Origin of the sequence: Pedobacter sp. Leaf132 (assembly GCF_920984695.1) — a bacterium.
Lineage (GTDB): Bacteria > Bacteroidota > Bacteroidia > Sphingobacteriales > Sphingobacteriaceae > Pedobacter.
Map to the genome: position 1 here is coordinate 451198 of NZ_CAKLBO010000002.1, position 16870 is coordinate 468067.

16 protein-coding genes are annotated in these 16870 nt (G+C 33.5%); 7 read left to right on the forward strand and 9 right to left on the reverse strand.

Features of this window, described 5'->3' with window-relative positions:
* Window position 1: 1 nt before the first annotated feature.
* Complete coding sequence (locus LUA86_RS05775) at window positions 2–949, reverse strand: 3'-5' exonuclease (protein ID WP_231459660.1); 948 nt, start codon at window positions 947–949, stop codon at window positions 2–4.
* A gap of 167 nt (window positions 950–1116) precedes the next feature.
* On the opposite strand from LUA86_RS05775, the gene LUA86_RS05780 reads away from it, so the two are divergent.
* From LUA86_RS05780 to LUA86_RS05790, 3 genes are all read left to right on the forward strand, one after another.
* A complete protein-coding gene (locus tag LUA86_RS05780; RefSeq protein ID WP_231459661.1) occupies window positions 1117–3090 on the forward strand; it encodes a DUF3857 domain-containing protein in 1974 nt (657 codons plus the stop codon).
* Complete coding sequence (locus LUA86_RS05785) at window positions 3090–4997, forward strand: DUF3857 domain-containing protein (protein WP_231459662.1); 1908 nt, start codon at window positions 3090–3092, stop codon at window positions 4995–4997. The genes LUA86_RS05780 and LUA86_RS05785 overlap by 1 nt, the downstream gene beginning before the upstream one ends.
* A 288-nt stretch (window positions 4998–5285) precedes the next feature.
* Window positions 5286–6071 (forward strand): murein L,D-transpeptidase catalytic domain family protein, encoded by a 786-nt coding sequence (locus tag LUA86_RS05790; RefSeq protein ID WP_231459663.1) that lies wholly within the window; start codon window positions 5286–5288, stop codon window positions 6069–6071.
* Here the strand turns inward: LUA86_RS05790 and LUA86_RS05795 are convergent.
* Window positions 6068–6508, reverse strand: coding sequence for a hypothetical protein (locus tag LUA86_RS05795; protein ID WP_231459664.1), 441 nt, complete (start codon window positions 6506–6508; stop codon window positions 6068–6070). The genes LUA86_RS05790 and LUA86_RS05795 overlap by 4 nt on opposite strands.
* Before the next feature lie 193 nt (window positions 6509–6701).
* On the opposite strand from LUA86_RS05795, the gene LUA86_RS05800 reads away from it, so the two are divergent.
* The gene (locus LUA86_RS05800; RefSeq protein ID WP_231459665.1) at window positions 6702–8558 is read left to right on the forward strand and encodes a DNA topoisomerase 3; all 1857 of its coding nucleotides are present in this window, start codon (window positions 6702–6704) and stop codon (window positions 8556–8558) included.
* Here the strand turns inward: LUA86_RS05800 and LUA86_RS05805 are convergent.
* From LUA86_RS05805 to LUA86_RS05825, 5 genes are all read right to left on the reverse strand, one after another.
* Window positions 8547–8960: a response regulator gene (locus tag LUA86_RS05805; RefSeq protein ID WP_231459666.1), complete on the reverse strand. Its 414-nt coding sequence runs from the start codon at window positions 8958–8960 to the stop codon at window positions 8547–8549. The two genes, LUA86_RS05800 and LUA86_RS05805, sit on opposite strands and share 12 nt — an antisense overlap.
* A gap of 101 nt (window positions 8961–9061) precedes the next feature.
* Complete coding sequence (locus tag LUA86_RS05810; RefSeq protein ID WP_370634317.1) at window positions 9062–10966, reverse strand: AAA domain-containing protein; 1905 nt, start codon at window positions 10964–10966, stop codon at window positions 9062–9064.
* 40 nt (window positions 10967–11006) lie between these two features.
* Window positions 11007–11390: a DUF3037 domain-containing protein gene (locus LUA86_RS05815; protein WP_231459667.1), complete on the reverse strand. Its 384-nt coding sequence runs from the start codon at window positions 11388–11390 to the stop codon at window positions 11007–11009.
* Entirely contained in the window at window positions 11368–12159 is a 792-nt protein-coding gene (locus LUA86_RS05820; protein ID WP_231459668.1) for a HipA family kinase, read from the reverse strand. Before LUA86_RS05820 ends, LUA86_RS05815 begins: the two co-directional genes overlap by 23 nt.
* A 99-nt stretch (window positions 12160–12258) precedes the next feature.
* A complete protein-coding gene (locus LUA86_RS05825) occupies window positions 12259–12447 on the reverse strand; it encodes a hypothetical protein (protein WP_231459669.1) in 189 nt (62 codons plus the stop codon).
* Window positions 12448–12541: 94 nt separating this feature from the next.
* On the opposite strand from LUA86_RS05825, the gene LUA86_RS05830 reads away from it, so the two are divergent.
* Window positions 12542–12922, forward strand: a complete 381-nt coding sequence (locus tag LUA86_RS05830) for a hypothetical protein (protein WP_231459670.1) — start codon at window positions 12542–12544, stop codon at window positions 12920–12922.
* 202 nt (window positions 12923–13124) lie between these two features.
* On the opposite strand, the gene idi is transcribed toward LUA86_RS05830, so the two are convergent.
* Both idi and LUA86_RS05840 read right to left on the reverse strand, forming a co-directional pair.
* On the reverse strand, window positions 13125–13634 hold the full coding sequence (idi, locus tag LUA86_RS05835) for an isopentenyl-diphosphate Delta-isomerase (protein WP_231459671.1): 510 nt from the start codon (window positions 13632–13634) through the stop codon (window positions 13125–13127).
* A gap of 35 nt (window positions 13635–13669) precedes the next feature.
* Window positions 13670–14506 (reverse strand): phytoene/squalene synthase family protein, encoded by an 837-nt coding sequence (locus LUA86_RS05840; RefSeq protein WP_231459672.1) that lies wholly within the window; start codon window positions 14504–14506, stop codon window positions 13670–13672.
* Between the two features lie 402 nt (window positions 14507–14908).
* Here LUA86_RS05840 and LUA86_RS05845 point away from each other — a divergent pair, with 402 nt between their 5' ends.
* Both LUA86_RS05845 and LUA86_RS05850 read left to right on the forward strand, forming a co-directional pair.
* Window positions 14909–15661 carry a LytTR family DNA-binding domain-containing protein gene (locus LUA86_RS05845; protein WP_231459673.1) on the forward strand — a complete coding sequence of 251 codons (753 nt, stop codon included), beginning with the start codon at window positions 14909–14911 and terminating at the stop codon, window positions 15659–15661.
* Window positions 15662–15666: 5 nt separating this feature from the next.
* A complete protein-coding gene (locus LUA86_RS05850; RefSeq protein ID WP_231459674.1) occupies window positions 15667–16770 on the forward strand; it encodes a sensor histidine kinase in 1104 nt (367 codons plus the stop codon).
* Window positions 16771–16870 lie beyond the last annotated feature (100 nt).

Below are 16870 nucleotides of genomic sequence, written 5' to 3' on the forward strand. Positions count from 1 at the left end.
ATTATTTGCCGAATTTCATTTTCAACTGCTCTAACATATCAGTATTTAGCGGTTGAGCAGGTTTTTCCTGAGGTTTTGGTTTGTTATATTGTGGTTTAGCTTGTTGAGCTTGGTTTTGAGTTTTAGGAGGTCTGTTTTCATTCTTTTTAGCATTAAACTTTGCCCATTCTTCATCAAGTTTTTTCTTGGTATAAAGCGGGAAATCGCCGTTTTTCATCCATGCATAATAACTTGGTTCGATACTAAAAACTTGTTCGGTTGTTTTGCCCTTATGCTTCCCGAAATTAAAGCAAACCTCGTTTTTATCATTGTAAACCAATCTTCCGGCAAAATCAACAGGTTTATTTATATTTGTGAAAATATGCAAAGCATCAACATCATTAACAACCGGTTTTGATTTATTGCCTTGCTTATCTTCAAATTCTTTATCCTCATACATCTCCAACTGACCGAGCAAAACTTTGTAAGTAGCAATTACATCGGCTTCTGCAGCATGGGCATTTACCAAATCATCATTACAATAAAACTTATAAGCTGCCTTTAAAGTTCTTTGTTCCATCTGGTGAAAAATATTCTGCACATCTACAAACTTGCGTTCGCTCATGTCAAAATCCACATCTGCCCGTAAAAATTCTTCTAAAAGCATTGGTATATCAAACTTATTTGAATTATAGCCTGCTAAATCACTTTCTCCAATAAATTCTGCAATTTCTTTCGCTAATTCAGTAAATGTTGGTTTATCAGCAATATCTTCATCATAAATACCATGTATTAGCGATGTTTGCAAGGGAATTGGCATTTCTGGGTTAACACGCCATGTTTTCACAATTTCTTCACCATCAGGCATAGCTTTCAAAATAGCAATTTCCACTATTCTATCTGCACCTACATTTATCCCTGTTGCTTCTAAATCGAAAAATGCTAAGGGGCGTTTTAAATTTAATTTCATTATGATATATATTTTGACGCTCAAACGCCGGTAATGTTTCTAAACCAAAAGTGCTAAAAAGGATTGGTTTGTTTTTTATAAAGCCACCTTAAATTTTAAATATTAATTAACATTTATTTCTAAATGTTGGCGCTTAAAATTAAATTGCCAAAAATTAACCAAACTCAATGCGTAAACTTCTATTATTATTTTGTTTCTCTCTTTTTACGATTTACTGCTCTGCACAAAATTTCGATTTTGGTAGAATAACTCATGATGATAACGATTTTGACAGAAATAAGTTAGATAGTAATGCAAATGCTGTAGTGCTTAGAGAGTTTGGAACGTCATCCATGCAGGTAAGTGACAGAACTAATAGCATAAACATATACTTTGAATATCATGTAAAAATTAAAATCTACAACAAAGAAGGTTATAATCAGGCTAATGTTATTATCCCTATTTATAAAGATGATAGCCGTGAAGAGATAATTACAGACATAAAAGCTTCTACCTTTAACTATGAAAATGGAAGATTTGTAGAAACCATTATGGATAAGAAGGCTATATTTAATGAAGTTCGCTCTAAATATGCTACGCTAACAAAGTTTACTTTACCAAATATTAAAGATGGTTCGATTATAGAATATAGTTACAGGCTGGAATCTCCAAATATATTTAATTTTAAAACATGGGATTTTCAGACTGATATTCCAAAAGTTTATAGTGAATATTTGGTTAATATCCCGGCAATTTATAATTACAATGTATCGTTACGGGGTTTTCAAAAATTAAGTAGCACAAAAAGTGAGGTAGCAAGAGAGTGTTTGCGATTAAATGGAACGCCAATAGATTGCTCTAAAATTTGGTATGTTATGAAAGATATACCTGCATTTGTTGAAGAGGATTACATGACTGCGGCAAGCAATTTTAAATCGGCTATTAATTTTGAATTATCAGACCAAGTTACCACCACAGGATCGAGAATTAGTTATACAAAAACGTGGAAAGATGTTGATTATGAATTAGTAAACGAAAGAAATTTCGGTTCTCAAATGAAACGAAAGGATATATATAAAGATTTATTGCCATCGATATTAAAAAATGCCAGCGATGATTTAAGCAAAGCCAAAGCCATTTACAATTTTGTTAAAAATCAAATTAAGTGGAATAATTATTATGGAAAATACAGCGAAGACAATATTAAAAAAGCTTTAGATATGCGCTCTGGTAATGTTGCTGATGTTAATTTAAATTTGATTGCCGCACTTTCGGCCGCTAACTTTGACACAGAGGCTGTTATGCTCTCTACCCGCGATAATGGTACTGTGAATAAACTTTTCCCTATCATAAGCGATTTTAATTATCTGGTTGCAAAAGTTAATATTGGTGATAAAAGTTATATGCTTGATGCTACTGAACCTTTGTTACCATTTGGATTATTGCCATTGCGTTGCATTAATGATCAAGGCAGGGTAATAAATTTAAAAAAGCCTTCTTATTGGATTGATTTGGTTGCGGCACAAAAATCATCAACCAGCTACGTTTTACAAGGAAAATTGAATATCGATGGAACGATATCGGGAACCATTATAACACATAGCACAGGCTATGAAGCATTTAACAAGAGAAAGGCAATTAAAAAGAGCAATAGCATTGATGACTATGTAGAAAAACTTGATGAATCGATGGCTAAGATAAAAATTCTAAAGCATGAGATTAGGAATTTGGACAGCGTTGAAAATACATTGACCGAAATTTATGAGGTAGAATTTGCTTCACAATCTAGTGCAGATAAAGATGAACTTTATTTCAATCCATTTATGATTAGTCCGGTTGCCAAAAATCCATTTAATTTAGCCTCAAGAACTTATCCGGTAGATTTAGGTTCATCTTCAGATACAAGAACACTCATAAATATCGAACTTCCGGGCAAATATGAACTCAAAGAAAAGCCTAAAGATTTGGCAATTGCCTTACCAAATGCTGGCGGAAAATACTTGCTTAAAACAGGAATTGATGATAATTTGATTTCTTTGAGCCAAATTATGCAGTTAAACAAAGCGACTTACATGCCCGAAGAATATCTTTATTTAAAAGAATTTTACAGCAAAATCATCCAAAATCAAAAGGCCGAACTTTTACTTAAAAAAGTTAAATAATGAAATATGTATTGCTTTTTCTATCGCTCTGCGTAATTTTTTTTAAAACATCTGCTCAGGATAATTATGATGCCGATTTAATTCCTCAAACTTTAAAAAGCCGGGCCAATGCTACCATAAGAAATCAGGAAACGGTTATTGATATGCGAACGCCAGATAATGTGGTTCAAACTGTAAAAAAAGTAATAACCGTTTTAAATAAAAATGGCGAAAATGCTGCTCGCTTGGTATTATTTTATGATAAAAGCACTACGATTAAAGGCATTAAGGGCGAAGTTTATAACGCAGCGGGCAAATTAACCAGTAAATTTACCCAAAGTAATTTTAGCGATGAAAGTGCCGCAGATGGATTTTCTTTGTTTGTTGATGATAGAGTTAAGCATTTTTTGCCTAACGAGAATGTATATCCTTATACTGTAGTTTATAATTACGAGGTAAAACACAAGCAAAATCTTGCCATTCCGGATTGGAACCCTAAGCCTGCAAGCGATGTTTCGGTAGAGAAAAGTAATTACACATTTATTTGCAAACCAACGGATGAATTGAGAATTAAAGCTCAAAATTATGCTGGAAATCCTTTGGAAACTTTAACCGACAAGCAAAAAACATACGTTTGGTCGGTTAGCAATATCGCGGCAGCTAAACCAGAACCTTACAGTCCGGATAGAGAAACTTACGAAACCAGTGTAAAAATAGCGCCTAAAGATTTTTTCTTCTATAACTACAAAGGCTCTTATCATAATTGGAATGAATTGGGCAAATGGATATATGAAAATTTATTAAAAGGGCGTTCTGCATTGCCGCAAAATACAATTGAAACCATAAAAGAATTGGTAAAAAATGAAACTGATGATAAAGAAAAAGCAAGAAAAATTTATCAGTACATGCAAAATAAAACGCGATATATAAGTGTGCAGATTGGTATTGGAGGCAATCAACCGGTAGCAGCTTCTGAAGTTGATAAACTTGGCTACGGAGATTGTAAAGCATTGGTTAATTACACACAAAGTTTGTTAAGTGTTGCAGGCATAGAATCCTATTATTGCGTTGTAGAAGCTGGAAATGAAAAGAAAAGCTTTGATGCAAATTATGCAAGTATGGTGCAAGGAAATCATGTTATCTTATGTTTGCCCTTAAAAGGCGATACAATCTGGCTTGAATGTACAAGTCAAAAAGCTCCGTTCGGGTTTCTTGGCGATTTTACAGATGACAGGCTGGTTTTAGCTTGCACAGCTGAAGGTGGAAAATTATTAAAAACGCCAAAACTTGAAACACAGGATAATAAGCAAATTAGAATGGCAGAATTAACAATTCTTGCAGGTGGAGATATTAAAGGAACCGTTAAAACAATATTTTCTGGTTCACAGTATGATAATAATGAAAGCATTATAGGTAAACCATTCTCAGAGCAGCAAAAGCTTTTAACAGATGCTTACGATGTTGATAATATTGCATTTAATAAAATAAATTACACTAAAGATAAGAGCAGTACGCCACGCATAATTGAGGAATTAAATATCAATATTAATAAGTATGCAGTTATAAATAACGATAAATTATTTTTGGTGCTGAATGCTTTCAATGTAAAAGGGAACATTCCGGAATCGCGGGTTAGAACTAAACCACTTTATTTAAATAGAGGCTTTACCGATGAGGATAGTATTACCTACACCTTACCCGAAGGTATTATAACAACACAAATTCCACCAAATGATAAAAAATTTTCAAATCAGTTTGGTGAGTATATATCCACAACAACTTTAAAAGGCAATAAACTTAGTTATTATAGAAAGCTAATGCTTAATGAAGGTACGTTTCCGCCTGAAGCTTATGCAGAGTTTAATAAATTTATCAGCGATGTAAACACATCAGATAGATATAAGCTAATTCTCAGCTTAAAAAAATAATGCCAAGCGTTATTCCAACTATCATTATCAAATACATTATAATTTCGGTTGTTGCAAAGCGTTTGTATTTGGTCCAGAATGAATAATCTTTATCTTGATTGGGCATAATTGAGATAAATCTAAATTAATGTAACTTTTTTTTATGCTGATAAATCTACCATAAAATCTGATTTTCTATCCATCAGATGAATGTCATTATGGTGTTAATCTTCAATTCGTATCATCGCTGTTACAATATTTCTCGTATTTGTTCGTATAAGTAATTAAGAATCACACAAATATCCCTTGATGAGAAAAAGATTAGTGAGTACGGCAATATGCCTTTTATCAGGCATCAGCATCATTTTAACAAGTTGGAAACCGGTAGATTATCAAAATAAAAATCTTATTGCGGTCAATATTTCATCCGATAGCCTTTACAATCAGCATATCGAGAAGCTCTATCACCAGGTTGGTCTTGATTCTGCTGGCTTAAATGTTAATGTTTTTGAAAAGGCTTTAACAGGCTTCTATAATATTAAACATTCTGGTTTAATGCATTCAAAATCTATATTAACCATTGCAGATTTTGACCAGGAAAGCAGCAAAAAGCGACTTTACGTTATAGATTTAGATAAGAAAGAACTGATATTAAATACCTGGGTTGCCCATGGCTTAAATAGTGGTGGCGATAAACCTTCGCATTTTTCAAATTCCAAAAATTCTAATGAAAGCAGTCTGGGTTTTTACCTAACAGGAGAAATTTACTTCGGTAAACATGGTCGCTCGTTAAAGCTTGATGGTATGGATTATGGTTTTAACAACAATGCCAGAGAAAGGGCAATTGTGGTTCATGGAGCAGATTATGTTGGTCAGGAAAGTATTAACCAATTGGGGCGTTTAGGAAGAAGCCAGGGTTGTCCGGCTGTATCATCTAAATTATCCAATAAAGTTATAAATACAATTGCTGATAAAACGGTGTTATTTATTAATGGATCGGGGCAATCTTATAATTCGAGATATTTAGATGAAACCTTGGCAGCTAATGTTGCACTTAATGAGCAATCAGAGGTTTTGGCATCAAACTTTGATTAGGAAATTAATTTTCTATTGGCAATATTTTTTGGTGTAAACCACGATATTGGCAATTTAAAAACAGAAATCAAATCCCAAAACCATCTATTCGTATCTATTTGTTTTTCACCGCAATCTATTATTTCAGCCCTATTTATTCCCTTAGCTAAAAGTTTTTTAAGCCACTTAATTTTATTGTTCCGATTAATCAGCAAGCCAAAATAATGGCTGTAAACATGAGCCCAAATTTCGACTACTAAAGAATCGTTGGATATGTTAAGTGCTCTTTTATACTCGTTTATATAGTCGGCTTTAATAAGCTTTACTAATGATAATGTTCTTTCTAAAGTTGCGCCATCAAGATAGGTCCAAAGCGCCTTATCGCTTTTTAAGCGAATCAAACCTTCCTGAATGCTGACCTTAATTTTGTTGTTGCAGAGCTGGTAAACCTTATCCATTTTAACTGATTAATAATGATAAGACAGATGAAATATCAAATTGTTAAGATAAAAATTGGATATTACTGAAAATCAATTGTTTTGTTTACAAGGATAGGCATTTTAGCTTTTTCAAATCCAATTGTGTATAATTTTTTGATTTGCGAGAGCATAATTTTAATCATCTTTGAGGTTCAAAACACCAAAGTTATTAATGAAAATTGTAATTGCAGAAAAGCCCTCAGTTGGTAGAGAATTAGCAAAAGTTTTTGGCGCAACAAGCAGAAAAGATGGATACATTGAAGGTAAAGGCTATTCTTTTACCTGGGCTTTTGGGCATTTATTACAATTGGCACCCCCGCAAGATTATGGCTTTATTGGCTGGAGAAAACAACATTTGCCAATGTTACCAGCAAAATTTAAGCTTGCAATTAGAAAAATTAAAACTAAGGATGGCTTTGTTGAAGACCCAGCGGTTAGAAAGCAACTTGATACCATAAAGAAACTTTTTGATGAGGCTACAGAAATTATTGTTGCAACGGATGCGGGACGTGAAGGAGAATTAATTTTCCGTTACATTTATTACTATCTCAAATGTAAAAAACCATTTAAGCGCTTATGGATTTCATCACAAACTGATGAAGCAATAAAAGATGGTTTTAGAAATTTAAAGCCTGGAACCGATTACGATACCTTATTCAATTCAGCACATTGCCGCTCAGAATCTGATTGGTTAGTTGGAATGAATGCAACACAAGCCCTAAGCATATCTGCAGGTAACAGAACGGTACTTTCGCTCGGTCGGGTACAAACACCTACCCTTGCCATGATTTGTGCCCGTTTTTTAGAAATTAAAAACTTTGTACCACAAACCTATTACCAAATTAGTATTCAACTAATTAAGGACGAACAAGCTTTTAAAGCCATTTCTACAAATAACTACAAAGATAAGGCTGAAGCAGAAGCTATTTTTAAAATGGTAGAAGACGTAGCTTCAGGCTTTACCAATGGTGGAAATATTAGCGCTGTAGAAGCCAAACCACGCAAAGAACCGCCACCGCTATTACACGATTTAAGTTCATTACAGCAAGAAGCGAATAAGAAAAAAGGTTTCACTGCCGACCAAACCCTAAATCTGCTTCAAAATTTATACGAAAGTAAATTGGTTTCTTATCCGCGTACGGGGAGCCGTTACATTGGCGATGATGTGTTTGCAGGTGTACCCGCTTTAATTTCGAAATTTACTAATCATAATGATTTTGGAAAGCAAGCAAGCTTTTTGCAAACCGTAAGTTTAAATAAGCGTAGTGTAAATGCCAAAAAAGTAACCGATCACCATGCCATATTACCAACCGGAGAAGATGCTTATGGCTTAAGTGCTGATAAACAAGCAATATATGATATGGTTGTTGGAAGAATGATTGAAGCTTTTCATCAAGAATGTTTAAAAGAGATAACTAAAATTACAATACAATCCGGAACAACTTTTTTAGCGAATGGAACTGTTATCCGCTCTGCGGGATGGCGCTCTGTTTTCAACGAAACTGAAGATGATAAGAAAGATGAGGATAATGCTGCATTACCAAAGGTTACAGTTGGCGAAGCATTGCCCATCATCGAGAAAGCATTTTTAGAAAAACAAACAAAACCAAAGGCAATGTACAATGAAGCTTCCTTATTAAAAGCTTTAGAAACATCTGGTAAAGAGATTGAGGATGAAGAGCTTAGATACGCAATGAAAGATAGTGGTTTAGGAACTCCTGCAACCCGGGCATCGATAATTGAAACCTTAATTACCAGGGAATATATTAGCAGGGAGAAACGAAATTTAGTGCCAACAAATAAAGGATTAGCGGTTTATGATGTTGTTAAAGATAAGCGTATAGCCCAGGCAGAATTAACTGGTCAGTGGGAAAAGCGACTGGAAGAAATACGCTCAGGTGCTTCTGTTAAAGAATTTAAGCAGGAAATTCAAGAATATACTAAAACGATTACCGCCGAACTGCTGGTTGCAGGTGCAAGTATATCAGGTAAAATTGATGAGCGGAAAGATGCTGTTTTAGCCAAATAATTTAGCTACAATTTCTTTTGCGTAAACGTTCATATTTTCATCTTTCTGAATAAATCCGACAGCACCGGCGGCAGCATATTCGGCTTCCAAAGTGCTTTTATCGTTACCGGTAAACATTACAATTTGTAGTTCAGGGTATTTTTTCTTAATCTCTATTACCGTATTTGGATTGCTGTCGCCATTAGGCATGTTGATATCTAACAACAACAAATCGAACTTTTCTTCGCTCAGTTTTTGATGTGTATCATTTAGATTTTCAGTTTCTGATATTTGTGGATTTAGCAGAAGTTTTTTAAAAAAACTACGCATAACCAAACGCATTAACTCCGTATCGTCGGCTATTAGGATTTTGATATGCTCTTCATTTAATTTTTTGGGATGATTATTCACGTAAAAAAACATGCACCACATGAAGGTTTGATAAAATAGGATGTTCGCTGCCAATATGGGATGATATTCAAAAATAATAATTTTATCGAGTAGCAAGCAGAAAATCAGATATTTTAAATGGCAATATATTCCCAGGCGCTATGGTAAGCATTTAAATCTTCAGCATATTTTATAAAATTGTTGTAAAAAGGAAACCTTGATAAGGTACTGCCATCGCCAATAACAACAAGTTTTTTTCTGGCTCTCGTCATGGCAACATTCATTCTTCTAATATCCGATAAAAAGCCAATTACACCATCTGTATTACTTCTGGTTAAACTGATGTAAATTATATCCCGCTCCTGCCCTTGAAAACTATCAATCGTATTTATAGATATTTTACCTTCATTTTCAGCTAAAAGCGGATTGTCTTTAAGCAATTCTTTTAAAAGATAAACTTGCTGTTTGTATGGAGAAATTACGCCAACGCTCGGTAAAACAGCATTTGATGCCTTTAAACTTTCAATTAAATTTGTTAGATGATTTAATAGAAAAACAGCTTCATCAGGATTTGTAGTGCTCGTTCCGTCAGCTTTTTCATCAAAGCTGCATCCTGATGTATCGATGAACATTAAAGGTGATTCGTTTTCAGAAAGTTGATGATTCGCAACTGAAGCATTTGCAATTAATTTATCATTATAAAATATTTTGGATGAATAACCCATTATCTGACTATTCATTCTATATTGTTCTTGCAATAAAACTACAGATTCATTATGCTGCTCCGCACATTTTTCAAGCAGCGTTTTGCTTAAACCTTTATCTGCAGCCTCATTCGATTTTATTGTTGGAGAGAGCTGGAAATGATCTCCAGCCAAAACAACTTTATCAGCTTTTAAACTCGGTATCCAACAGGCTGGTTCTAAAGCTTGCCCGGCTTCATCTATAAAAACAGCTCCATATTTTAAATTTTTGACTGAATAATGGTTAGAACCAACCAGGGTTGCGGTAATAATTTCGGCGTTATTAAAAATATTTTCAGCAATATATTTTTCAGCATTTTCTATCTCAAGACCAATTTTATGTGCTTCATCAAACAAAGCTTTTCGCTGATACCGTTCTGCCTTGCCAAAACTTCGTTTATACTTATGAGCCATGTTTTTGTATTCTGCAGCTTGCTTTTTTAAAGCCTTAATGTTTTTCATTTCTGCATGTGCATACATTTTATAATCAAGCGTAGCATGTAGCAAATGCTCTGAAACCCTTGCCGGATTACCAACTCTAACTACATTTAAACCATTTTCTGCTAACTTTTCAGTTAATAAATCTACAGCGGTATTACTTGGTGCTACCACTAAAATTTTTTGCTTTTTTAGTTTATGTTCTGCTTTAATGGCTTCAATCAATGTTGTGGTTTTTCCGGTTCCTGGCGGACCATGAACAATTGCCAGTTCATTAGCCGTTAAAATTTTATTTATGGCTTCGTTTTGTGATGAATTTAAGTTTGAAGAATGGAAAGGAGTTTCTAAAGCACTAAAGGTTGCTTTTTCTTTGCCAATCAGAATTTTTGCTAATCTGTTTTTATCATCATCATCAATAATTGAACTGGCAGATTTTAATGCATTTTGCATTTCATCATAGCTATTATTGTCGAATAATAAATCAACTCCAAGTTTCCCATCTTTAGTCCAGTCTGGTAATTCATCCAACCTTAAACTAATTTTCATCCTATCGCGATTTAAGTGGCTAATTACGCCCTCAATCCTATCCTCTTTAGCATTATGATTTGAAAATAAAACAACTGATGAGCCAAAGCGAAATTGTTGCGATAAATCTTTATGTGTTGTTCGTTCGATTTCAATGTTGAGGTAATCTCCCCTCCCGATTTCCGTATTGCGAATAGCGATTGGGTACCAGGTTAAGCCCAGATTACGCCTGTCTGCAGCAGAACTATTTTGTGTTAATTTTATATACGCATCATGGTCGGCTTTACGCTCCATTTTGAGCAATTCTAACTGCTCTTCAAAATATTTATTCAACGATTTTCGGTGTGTTGTATCTGTTAATGCTTTAGTGAATTTAGAGTACCAATTGTTCGTACAGTCTATTTAATGTTTTTTGAGCATTTAGGCAAAAACCCGGATGTACTTTTGAGCATTGAACAACCGTACTTCTGGTAGCCGTTAACCAACGAAACCTGGAAGCCGTATCGTAAGCGCCAATAGTGCCCGAACCATTTGCTGCTGCGCTTATTCGCTGCAAAGCCTTTAAGTTTGCTTCAATTTCATCTATATCAATTTCGGGTGAAAATGTTTTTAGCTTATTTTCATCAATTATATAAATGCTTTTTAAAAATTTTTGCTTAGCACAGTATAAAATAATACCCACGTTAATAAATTCTTCGCGTTCTACCCTAGGCATAACCCGAATTACAGCATACTCAAATAAGAATTTCTCTTGCATGCTGTGCTTCTTTTAAAAATACATTCGAATTAGATAATCTTATTGCTAAGAATTTTGCGTAAGCCTGGCGATGTTCATCTTTGGTTTCAAAAATGTGTTCGCCTTCCAGCCACTCATCAGGAATAAGTGACACAATTTTTTGCAAATGTTCAGGTTTTAAAATAGCCCTGAACTCAGCATCTACCTCCTCAAGATTTTCTGCCCATGGCAATAGTACATGGTCTTTAATTAATACGAAAGGTTTTTTAGCCTGTTCTTCCCAATTTTGCCATGAATGATGAAAATATAGAGATGCGCCATGATCTATCAACCACAATTCTTTATGCCACATAAGCATGTTTGTATTGCGACAGGTTCTATCCATATTGGTTAACAAACAATCCAACCAAACAATTTGAGAAGCTAATTTCGCATCAACCTTTGTTACCGTAGGATCGAAAGTTATGGCACCAGAAAGATAATGTAGCGCTAAATTTAAGCCTACACTCGCTTTTAATAAATCCTGAATTTCTTCATCAGGTTCAGTTCTACCAAAAGCTTCATCTAAATTTGCAAAAACAAGTTCAGGAATTTTAAAGCCTAAAATTCTGGCTATTTCTCCTCCAATTAACTCAGCAATTAAAGCACGGGCTCCTTGTCCTGCACCTCTAAATTTTAGTATGTAAAGAAAATCATCGTCTGCCTCTGCAATAGCCGGCATAGAGCCACCTTCGCGAAGTGGCGTAACATATCGGGTTACATTAACGGTTCGTAAATTAATATTATCCATAGTTTTGATGCTGAACTATGTTATAGTTTTAGCAAGCCTCAAATTTACAGAATTAAACGATACTGTTAGTGATTCGAAAAAACAATGATGGTAAAGGCACTAGTTGTTGTGGAGGAAATCGACCCCGGCCGGTGTAATCGTTGCAGACCATTGCACAGCTTGCTTATTTATGGTTATAAAACCCAGCGATTCTAATTCTTCATATTGTTCATCCATTCCTCCTAATATCGATGAACTAACTTGTTGCTCAATAACCTCAAGTAGAGATTTTATTTCTGCTCTTTCCATTATTAAATGTTTGAATATGAAACATTTGATATTAATTAATGTTTACAAAAACATTTAGAAAAGAGCGAAGGTTAATAGTCTAGATTATCAAACCATGGAACACACGATTTATTACATATTTATATTAGCCATTCCGGTGGCTTGCATAGCGTGGACAGTTACTAAAGAAGAAGTTTTTAAGGAGGCCAGAGAATTTTGTGTTGCCCGCTCACAAAGCTGCGATAAGCTTTATAAAAGAAAATTTTTTTACTTATTTACCTGCGAGTACTGCTTTAGTCATTACGTTACAATTTTACTTTTAATCATAACAAAATATACATTACTTTACGAAGGTTGGCGTGGTTATTTGTTAGCTGGTTTTTCAATAATATGGATTGCCAATGTGTATATGAGTTTATATAATCTGATAAGAATAGACCTGAAGAAAGAGAAAATAAGAGCGGCAAAGGAAGAATCAGAATTGAAGGAAAAATAGCCCATTGCTTCCAAATTAAGCAAAAAGACATTTGCAATCTTTTGCTGAAAAATTAGGCTTGAAAAATAAAATGAAAAAAAATAAAAGATATGTTAAAAAAAATTAGAAAATATCATAACTAACTCTATCTTTGTCCTCGAGAGCGTTAATTTAGATGCGGGTATACGACGAAAGTTGTATGCCCGTTTTTTGTTTTAGGGAGTTAAATTGCTTCAATAACCTTATCAAGGCATATTTTTAGCCAGCTTGTATAATCTTTAGGCTTATTTAAAATATCCTGCTGTAAATCTGATAAACTCATATATCGGTAATCTTCAACCTCATCTGTATTTATCTTTGGTAGAATATCAGATTGACCAAAAAATACATGGTCGAGTTCGTGCTCAATCAGGCCATCCTCGAATTCACTTTTATAAATAAAATTAAATGCATAACGCAAATCACATTCCATTCCCATTTCTTCTTTTAACCGCCTGTTTGCAGCATCAATATTACTTTCGCCCCATCGTGGGTGACTGCAACAGGTATTAGTCCATAAACCCGAAGAATGGTATTTACTTTTTGCTCGCTGCTGTAGTAACAACTCATTTCTCGAATTAAAAACAAATACTGAAAATGCTCTGTGTAGAATGCCCTTTTCGTGTGCTTCCATTTTTGCCATTTTACCAATTGGCAAATCATTCACATCAACAAGTATAACTTGTTCTTCCATTAATTAACTGTTTTTAGGTTCTATCTATACTTATTTTATATGGCATTAAATTTATGCCGAATCACACAATCAAACATCAACCCTATTTTTCGGGGGTTAGAAATCCTAATGCGCTCTTTCATTATTCTTTCTGCTGATAAAGCCTTTATTTTTATAAAAAGTTTTCTGTAATAGATGTAGGATAAATAAACTCCAATTCTTGATGACTTAGGTAACATTTTAATTCCGGCTAAAGCATCGTTAAATTCTTCTTCAATTTCAATTTCATTAGATTTCTTTTGGTTATCACAGAAATTTGAAAGATTAACATTAGGAAAGTACGTTCTTTTTAATCCTTTGTGGTCTTCCTTTAAATCTCGTAAAAAATTTATCTTTTGAAAAACCGAGCCCAGCTTCATTGCGTAAGGTTTTAACAACTCGTATTCGCTTTGGTTACCGTTTGTAAAAACTTTTAAACACATCAAGCCAACAACTTCTGCCGAACCTAAAATATATTCTTTATAAAGCGCTGGCGTGTAAACTTGTTCTTGCAAATCCATCTGCATACTGTTTAAGAAAAGTGTAATCAATTCCTTATCAATATGATAACGGTTAACCACCTTTTGGAAAGAATTTAGCACAGGATTAAGGCTGATACCCAATTCAATTGCCTCGAAAGTATCTGATGAAAACTTATCTAATAAATATTTTTTATCATAATTATGAAAGCTATCTACAATTTCATCCGCGAAGCGTACGAAACCATAAATGGAATAAATTGGCATTCGAAGTTTAGTATTTAAAAAATAAATGCCGAAAGAGAAACTGGTGCTATATCGTTTTGTGGTAAGCTTACTGCATTCTTCAGAAACTTGATCAAATAATAACTTCATTTTAGGGAGAATTTTTTATGTGTTAGCCTTAAATTCAATTTAAAAATTGTTGTTAATGTGCACAAAAACCCTTTAAATCAATTCTCCGATAAAATTATCACTTTATTTCAATTTTAGTTGCCAAATTTTAAACTATAGGCATAAATAATACAAAAGCTATCCAACCGGTTGTACTTATGAGACAAAGCCTGTAATTTATTTACATAAAGTTATGTAAACTGTCGTGCGAATTTGACTTTTATCAAAAAATTGCACAAAAATCATACTTGTTTTTAAAGCATGGTAATGATAGATTGCTACACGAATAGAACTCCATCCTTTACTGATAGATATAATTACGATACGAATAGATTATTTTTTATTTTTAATTTAGGATAAGCTAATTTGCAGCTGTTTATGCCGATGCCAAATATAAAATTAAAATGTATTGTTGTTGAAGATGATGCTCACGCTGTTGAGGGAATCAAAACATACATTAAATCACTAGCCAACCTTCAATTAGTAGAAGTTTATTCAGATCCGTTAAAAGCGCTTAACGAAATCGTTGCCGGTCCGCATGTTGATATAATTTTTATGGATGTAGACATGCCGCTGATATCGGGGATAGAACTATCGAAATCTATTCGCCACAAAGCCGACAAACTTATTTTCACCACATCTCATAGTAAATATGCCTACGAAGCATTTGAGATTTTAGCAAGTGCTTATTTGTTAAAGCCCTATACCTTTGCTCGCTTTGCCGAAACCATTAACCGATTATATCCTTCAAGTCCTGTAACAACTAATATTCTTTCTTCTCAAACCGAAGAAGATTATTTTTTTATTAGGAACAAGAATGATAATAATAACTTGATAAAAGTTAAATATAATGATATCGTTGCCGTAGAAAGTTTGCAAAATTATGTTCGCATATATACGCAAGATGAGAATATTGTAGCTTACATCGGTTTATCTGAAATTAAATTAATTTTAAAGGAGCGAGCAAATTTTCTACAAGCACATCGGTCATTTATCATTTCCAGAAATCACATCGAAAAGCTAGAAGGTTATACTTTAAAAATGACTAATAACCTGCAAGTAAATATAGGCAACAATTATCGCGATGAAATATTAGCATACATTAAAGAAAAGACAATTAAAACCGGTAGATCATAATATTAATGCCTCAAAATTCTAACGCCAAAAATTTATTTTTATGGAACTGGTTCGTTTCAAATAAATACCATTTTATTTTCTGGGCCGTATTTTTATTTTACGAGATTGTTGCTGTTGGTTTGTATTCAGGCCAGTTTAGTGAGCCTGGCCGGTATATTTTTCATTACCTGATAAACATTGGTATATTTTACAGCCACGCATTACTTGTGCTAAAATATGGCTTAGAAAACCCAAAATCTGCGATATGGAAGTTACCACTTTACTTAGTCTTAGAAATTGCACTATTTCTGTTAATTATGTATTGTGCATATCATTTCGTAAATAGATATACACATATTATAACAGTAAACAATATTGAAATAAACAGAAATTTTTTCTTAGGCGGTTTTATCAGGGCATTATATTTTGTTGTTTTTGGTACTGCATATTATTTTCTGGCAACCTATATAAAAGAAAGAAAAAAGACCGAAAACCTCGAGCAACAAAAACTTCATAACATTATTCAGTTATCAAAATCAGAAAATGCTTTTTTAAGAGCACAAATACAGCCTCATTTATTGTTTAACACATTAGATTTTATCTATTTAAATACTAAAGATAGCTCGCCAGTTGCTGCAGAAACAATTGTAGCCTTATCTGATATTATGAGATATGCTGCTGATAGCACCCACAGAGATGAATTTGTGCTACTTGGAGATGAAATAGAACAAGCCGAGACTTTGATAAACTTGCATCAATTAAGAAATGGTCATAATTTACAAATTAGGTTTTGGTATGATGATGAAGTAAAATCTGAAAAAATTATATCGATGGTATTATTAACGCTGGTTGAAAATATTTTTAAGCATGGCGATTTATTTAGATTGGAGCAGCCCGCAGAAATATCTATTAATAAGAACGGAGATGTGTTAAGTATCAAAACCAAAAATTTAATAAAACAGAAGCCAAAAGAGCTCAATCGGTCTGGTATTGGAATGGATAACATCAGAAAAAGATTGAATTATAGTTATGGTTTACAGGCTAACATTAATAGTTACATAGATGATAATGAACACTTTAATGTAGATATGACAATAAAAAAGCAGGAAATTAACAAAGATAATTCATAAATTAGCCGAACTGTAATTGTTTTTGATGAAGCAAGGCAGTAAATTTTGTACAATCTTATTTTTTACTTAGATTAATAATCTAAAGCAAAATTTAATTTAA

Coding starts and splice junctions, on each gene's coding strand:
- LUA86_RS05790 (WP_231459663.1), top strand. CDS start 5,286: ATGAGAAAAAGATTAGTGAGTACGGCAATATGCCTTTTATCAGGCATC.
- LUA86_RS05805 (WP_231459666.1), bottom strand. CDS start 8,960: ATGTTTTTTTACGTGAATAATCATCCCAAAAAATTAAATGAAGAGCAT.
- idi (WP_231459671.1), bottom strand. CDS start 13,634: ATGGAAGAACAAGTTATACTTGTTGATGTGAATGATTTGCCAATTGGT.
- LUA86_RS05850 (WP_231459674.1), top strand. CDS start 15,667: ATGCCTCAAAATTCTAACGCCAAAAATTTATTTTTATGGAACTGGTTC.
- LUA86_RS05815 (WP_231459667.1), bottom strand. CDS start 11,390: ATGCAAGAGAAATTCTTATTTGAGTATGCTGTAATTCGGGTTATGCCT.
- LUA86_RS05795 (WP_231459664.1), bottom strand. CDS start 6,508: ATGGATAAGGTTTACCAGCTCTGCAACAACAAAATTAAGGTCAGCATT.
- LUA86_RS05845 (WP_231459673.1), top strand. CDS start 14,909: ATGCCAAATATAAAATTAAAATGTATTGTTGTTGAAGATGATGCTCAC.
- LUA86_RS05780 (WP_231459661.1), top strand. CDS start 1,117: ATGCGTAAACTTCTATTATTATTTTGTTTCTCTCTTTTTACGATTTAC.
- LUA86_RS05830 (WP_231459670.1), top strand. CDS start 12,542: ATGGAACACACGATTTATTACATATTTATATTAGCCATTCCGGTGGCT.
- LUA86_RS05840 (WP_231459672.1), bottom strand. CDS start 14,506: ATGAAGTTATTATTTGATCAAGTTTCTGAAGAATGCAGTAAGCTTACC.
- LUA86_RS05825 (WP_231459669.1), bottom strand. CDS start 12,447: ATGGAAAGAGCAGAAATAAAATCTCTACTTGAGGTTATTGAGCAACAA.
- LUA86_RS05820 (WP_231459668.1), bottom strand. CDS start 12,159: ATGGATAATATTAATTTACGAACCGTTAATGTAACCCGATATGTTACG.
- LUA86_RS05800 (WP_231459665.1), top strand. CDS start 6,702: ATGAAAATTGTAATTGCAGAAAAGCCCTCAGTTGGTAGAGAATTAGCA.
- LUA86_RS05785 (WP_231459662.1), top strand. CDS start 3,090: ATGAAATATGTATTGCTTTTTCTATCGCTCTGCGTAATTTTTTTTAAA.
- LUA86_RS05775 (WP_231459660.1), bottom strand. CDS start 949: ATGAAATTAAATTTAAAACGCCCCTTAGCATTTTTCGATTTAGAAGCA.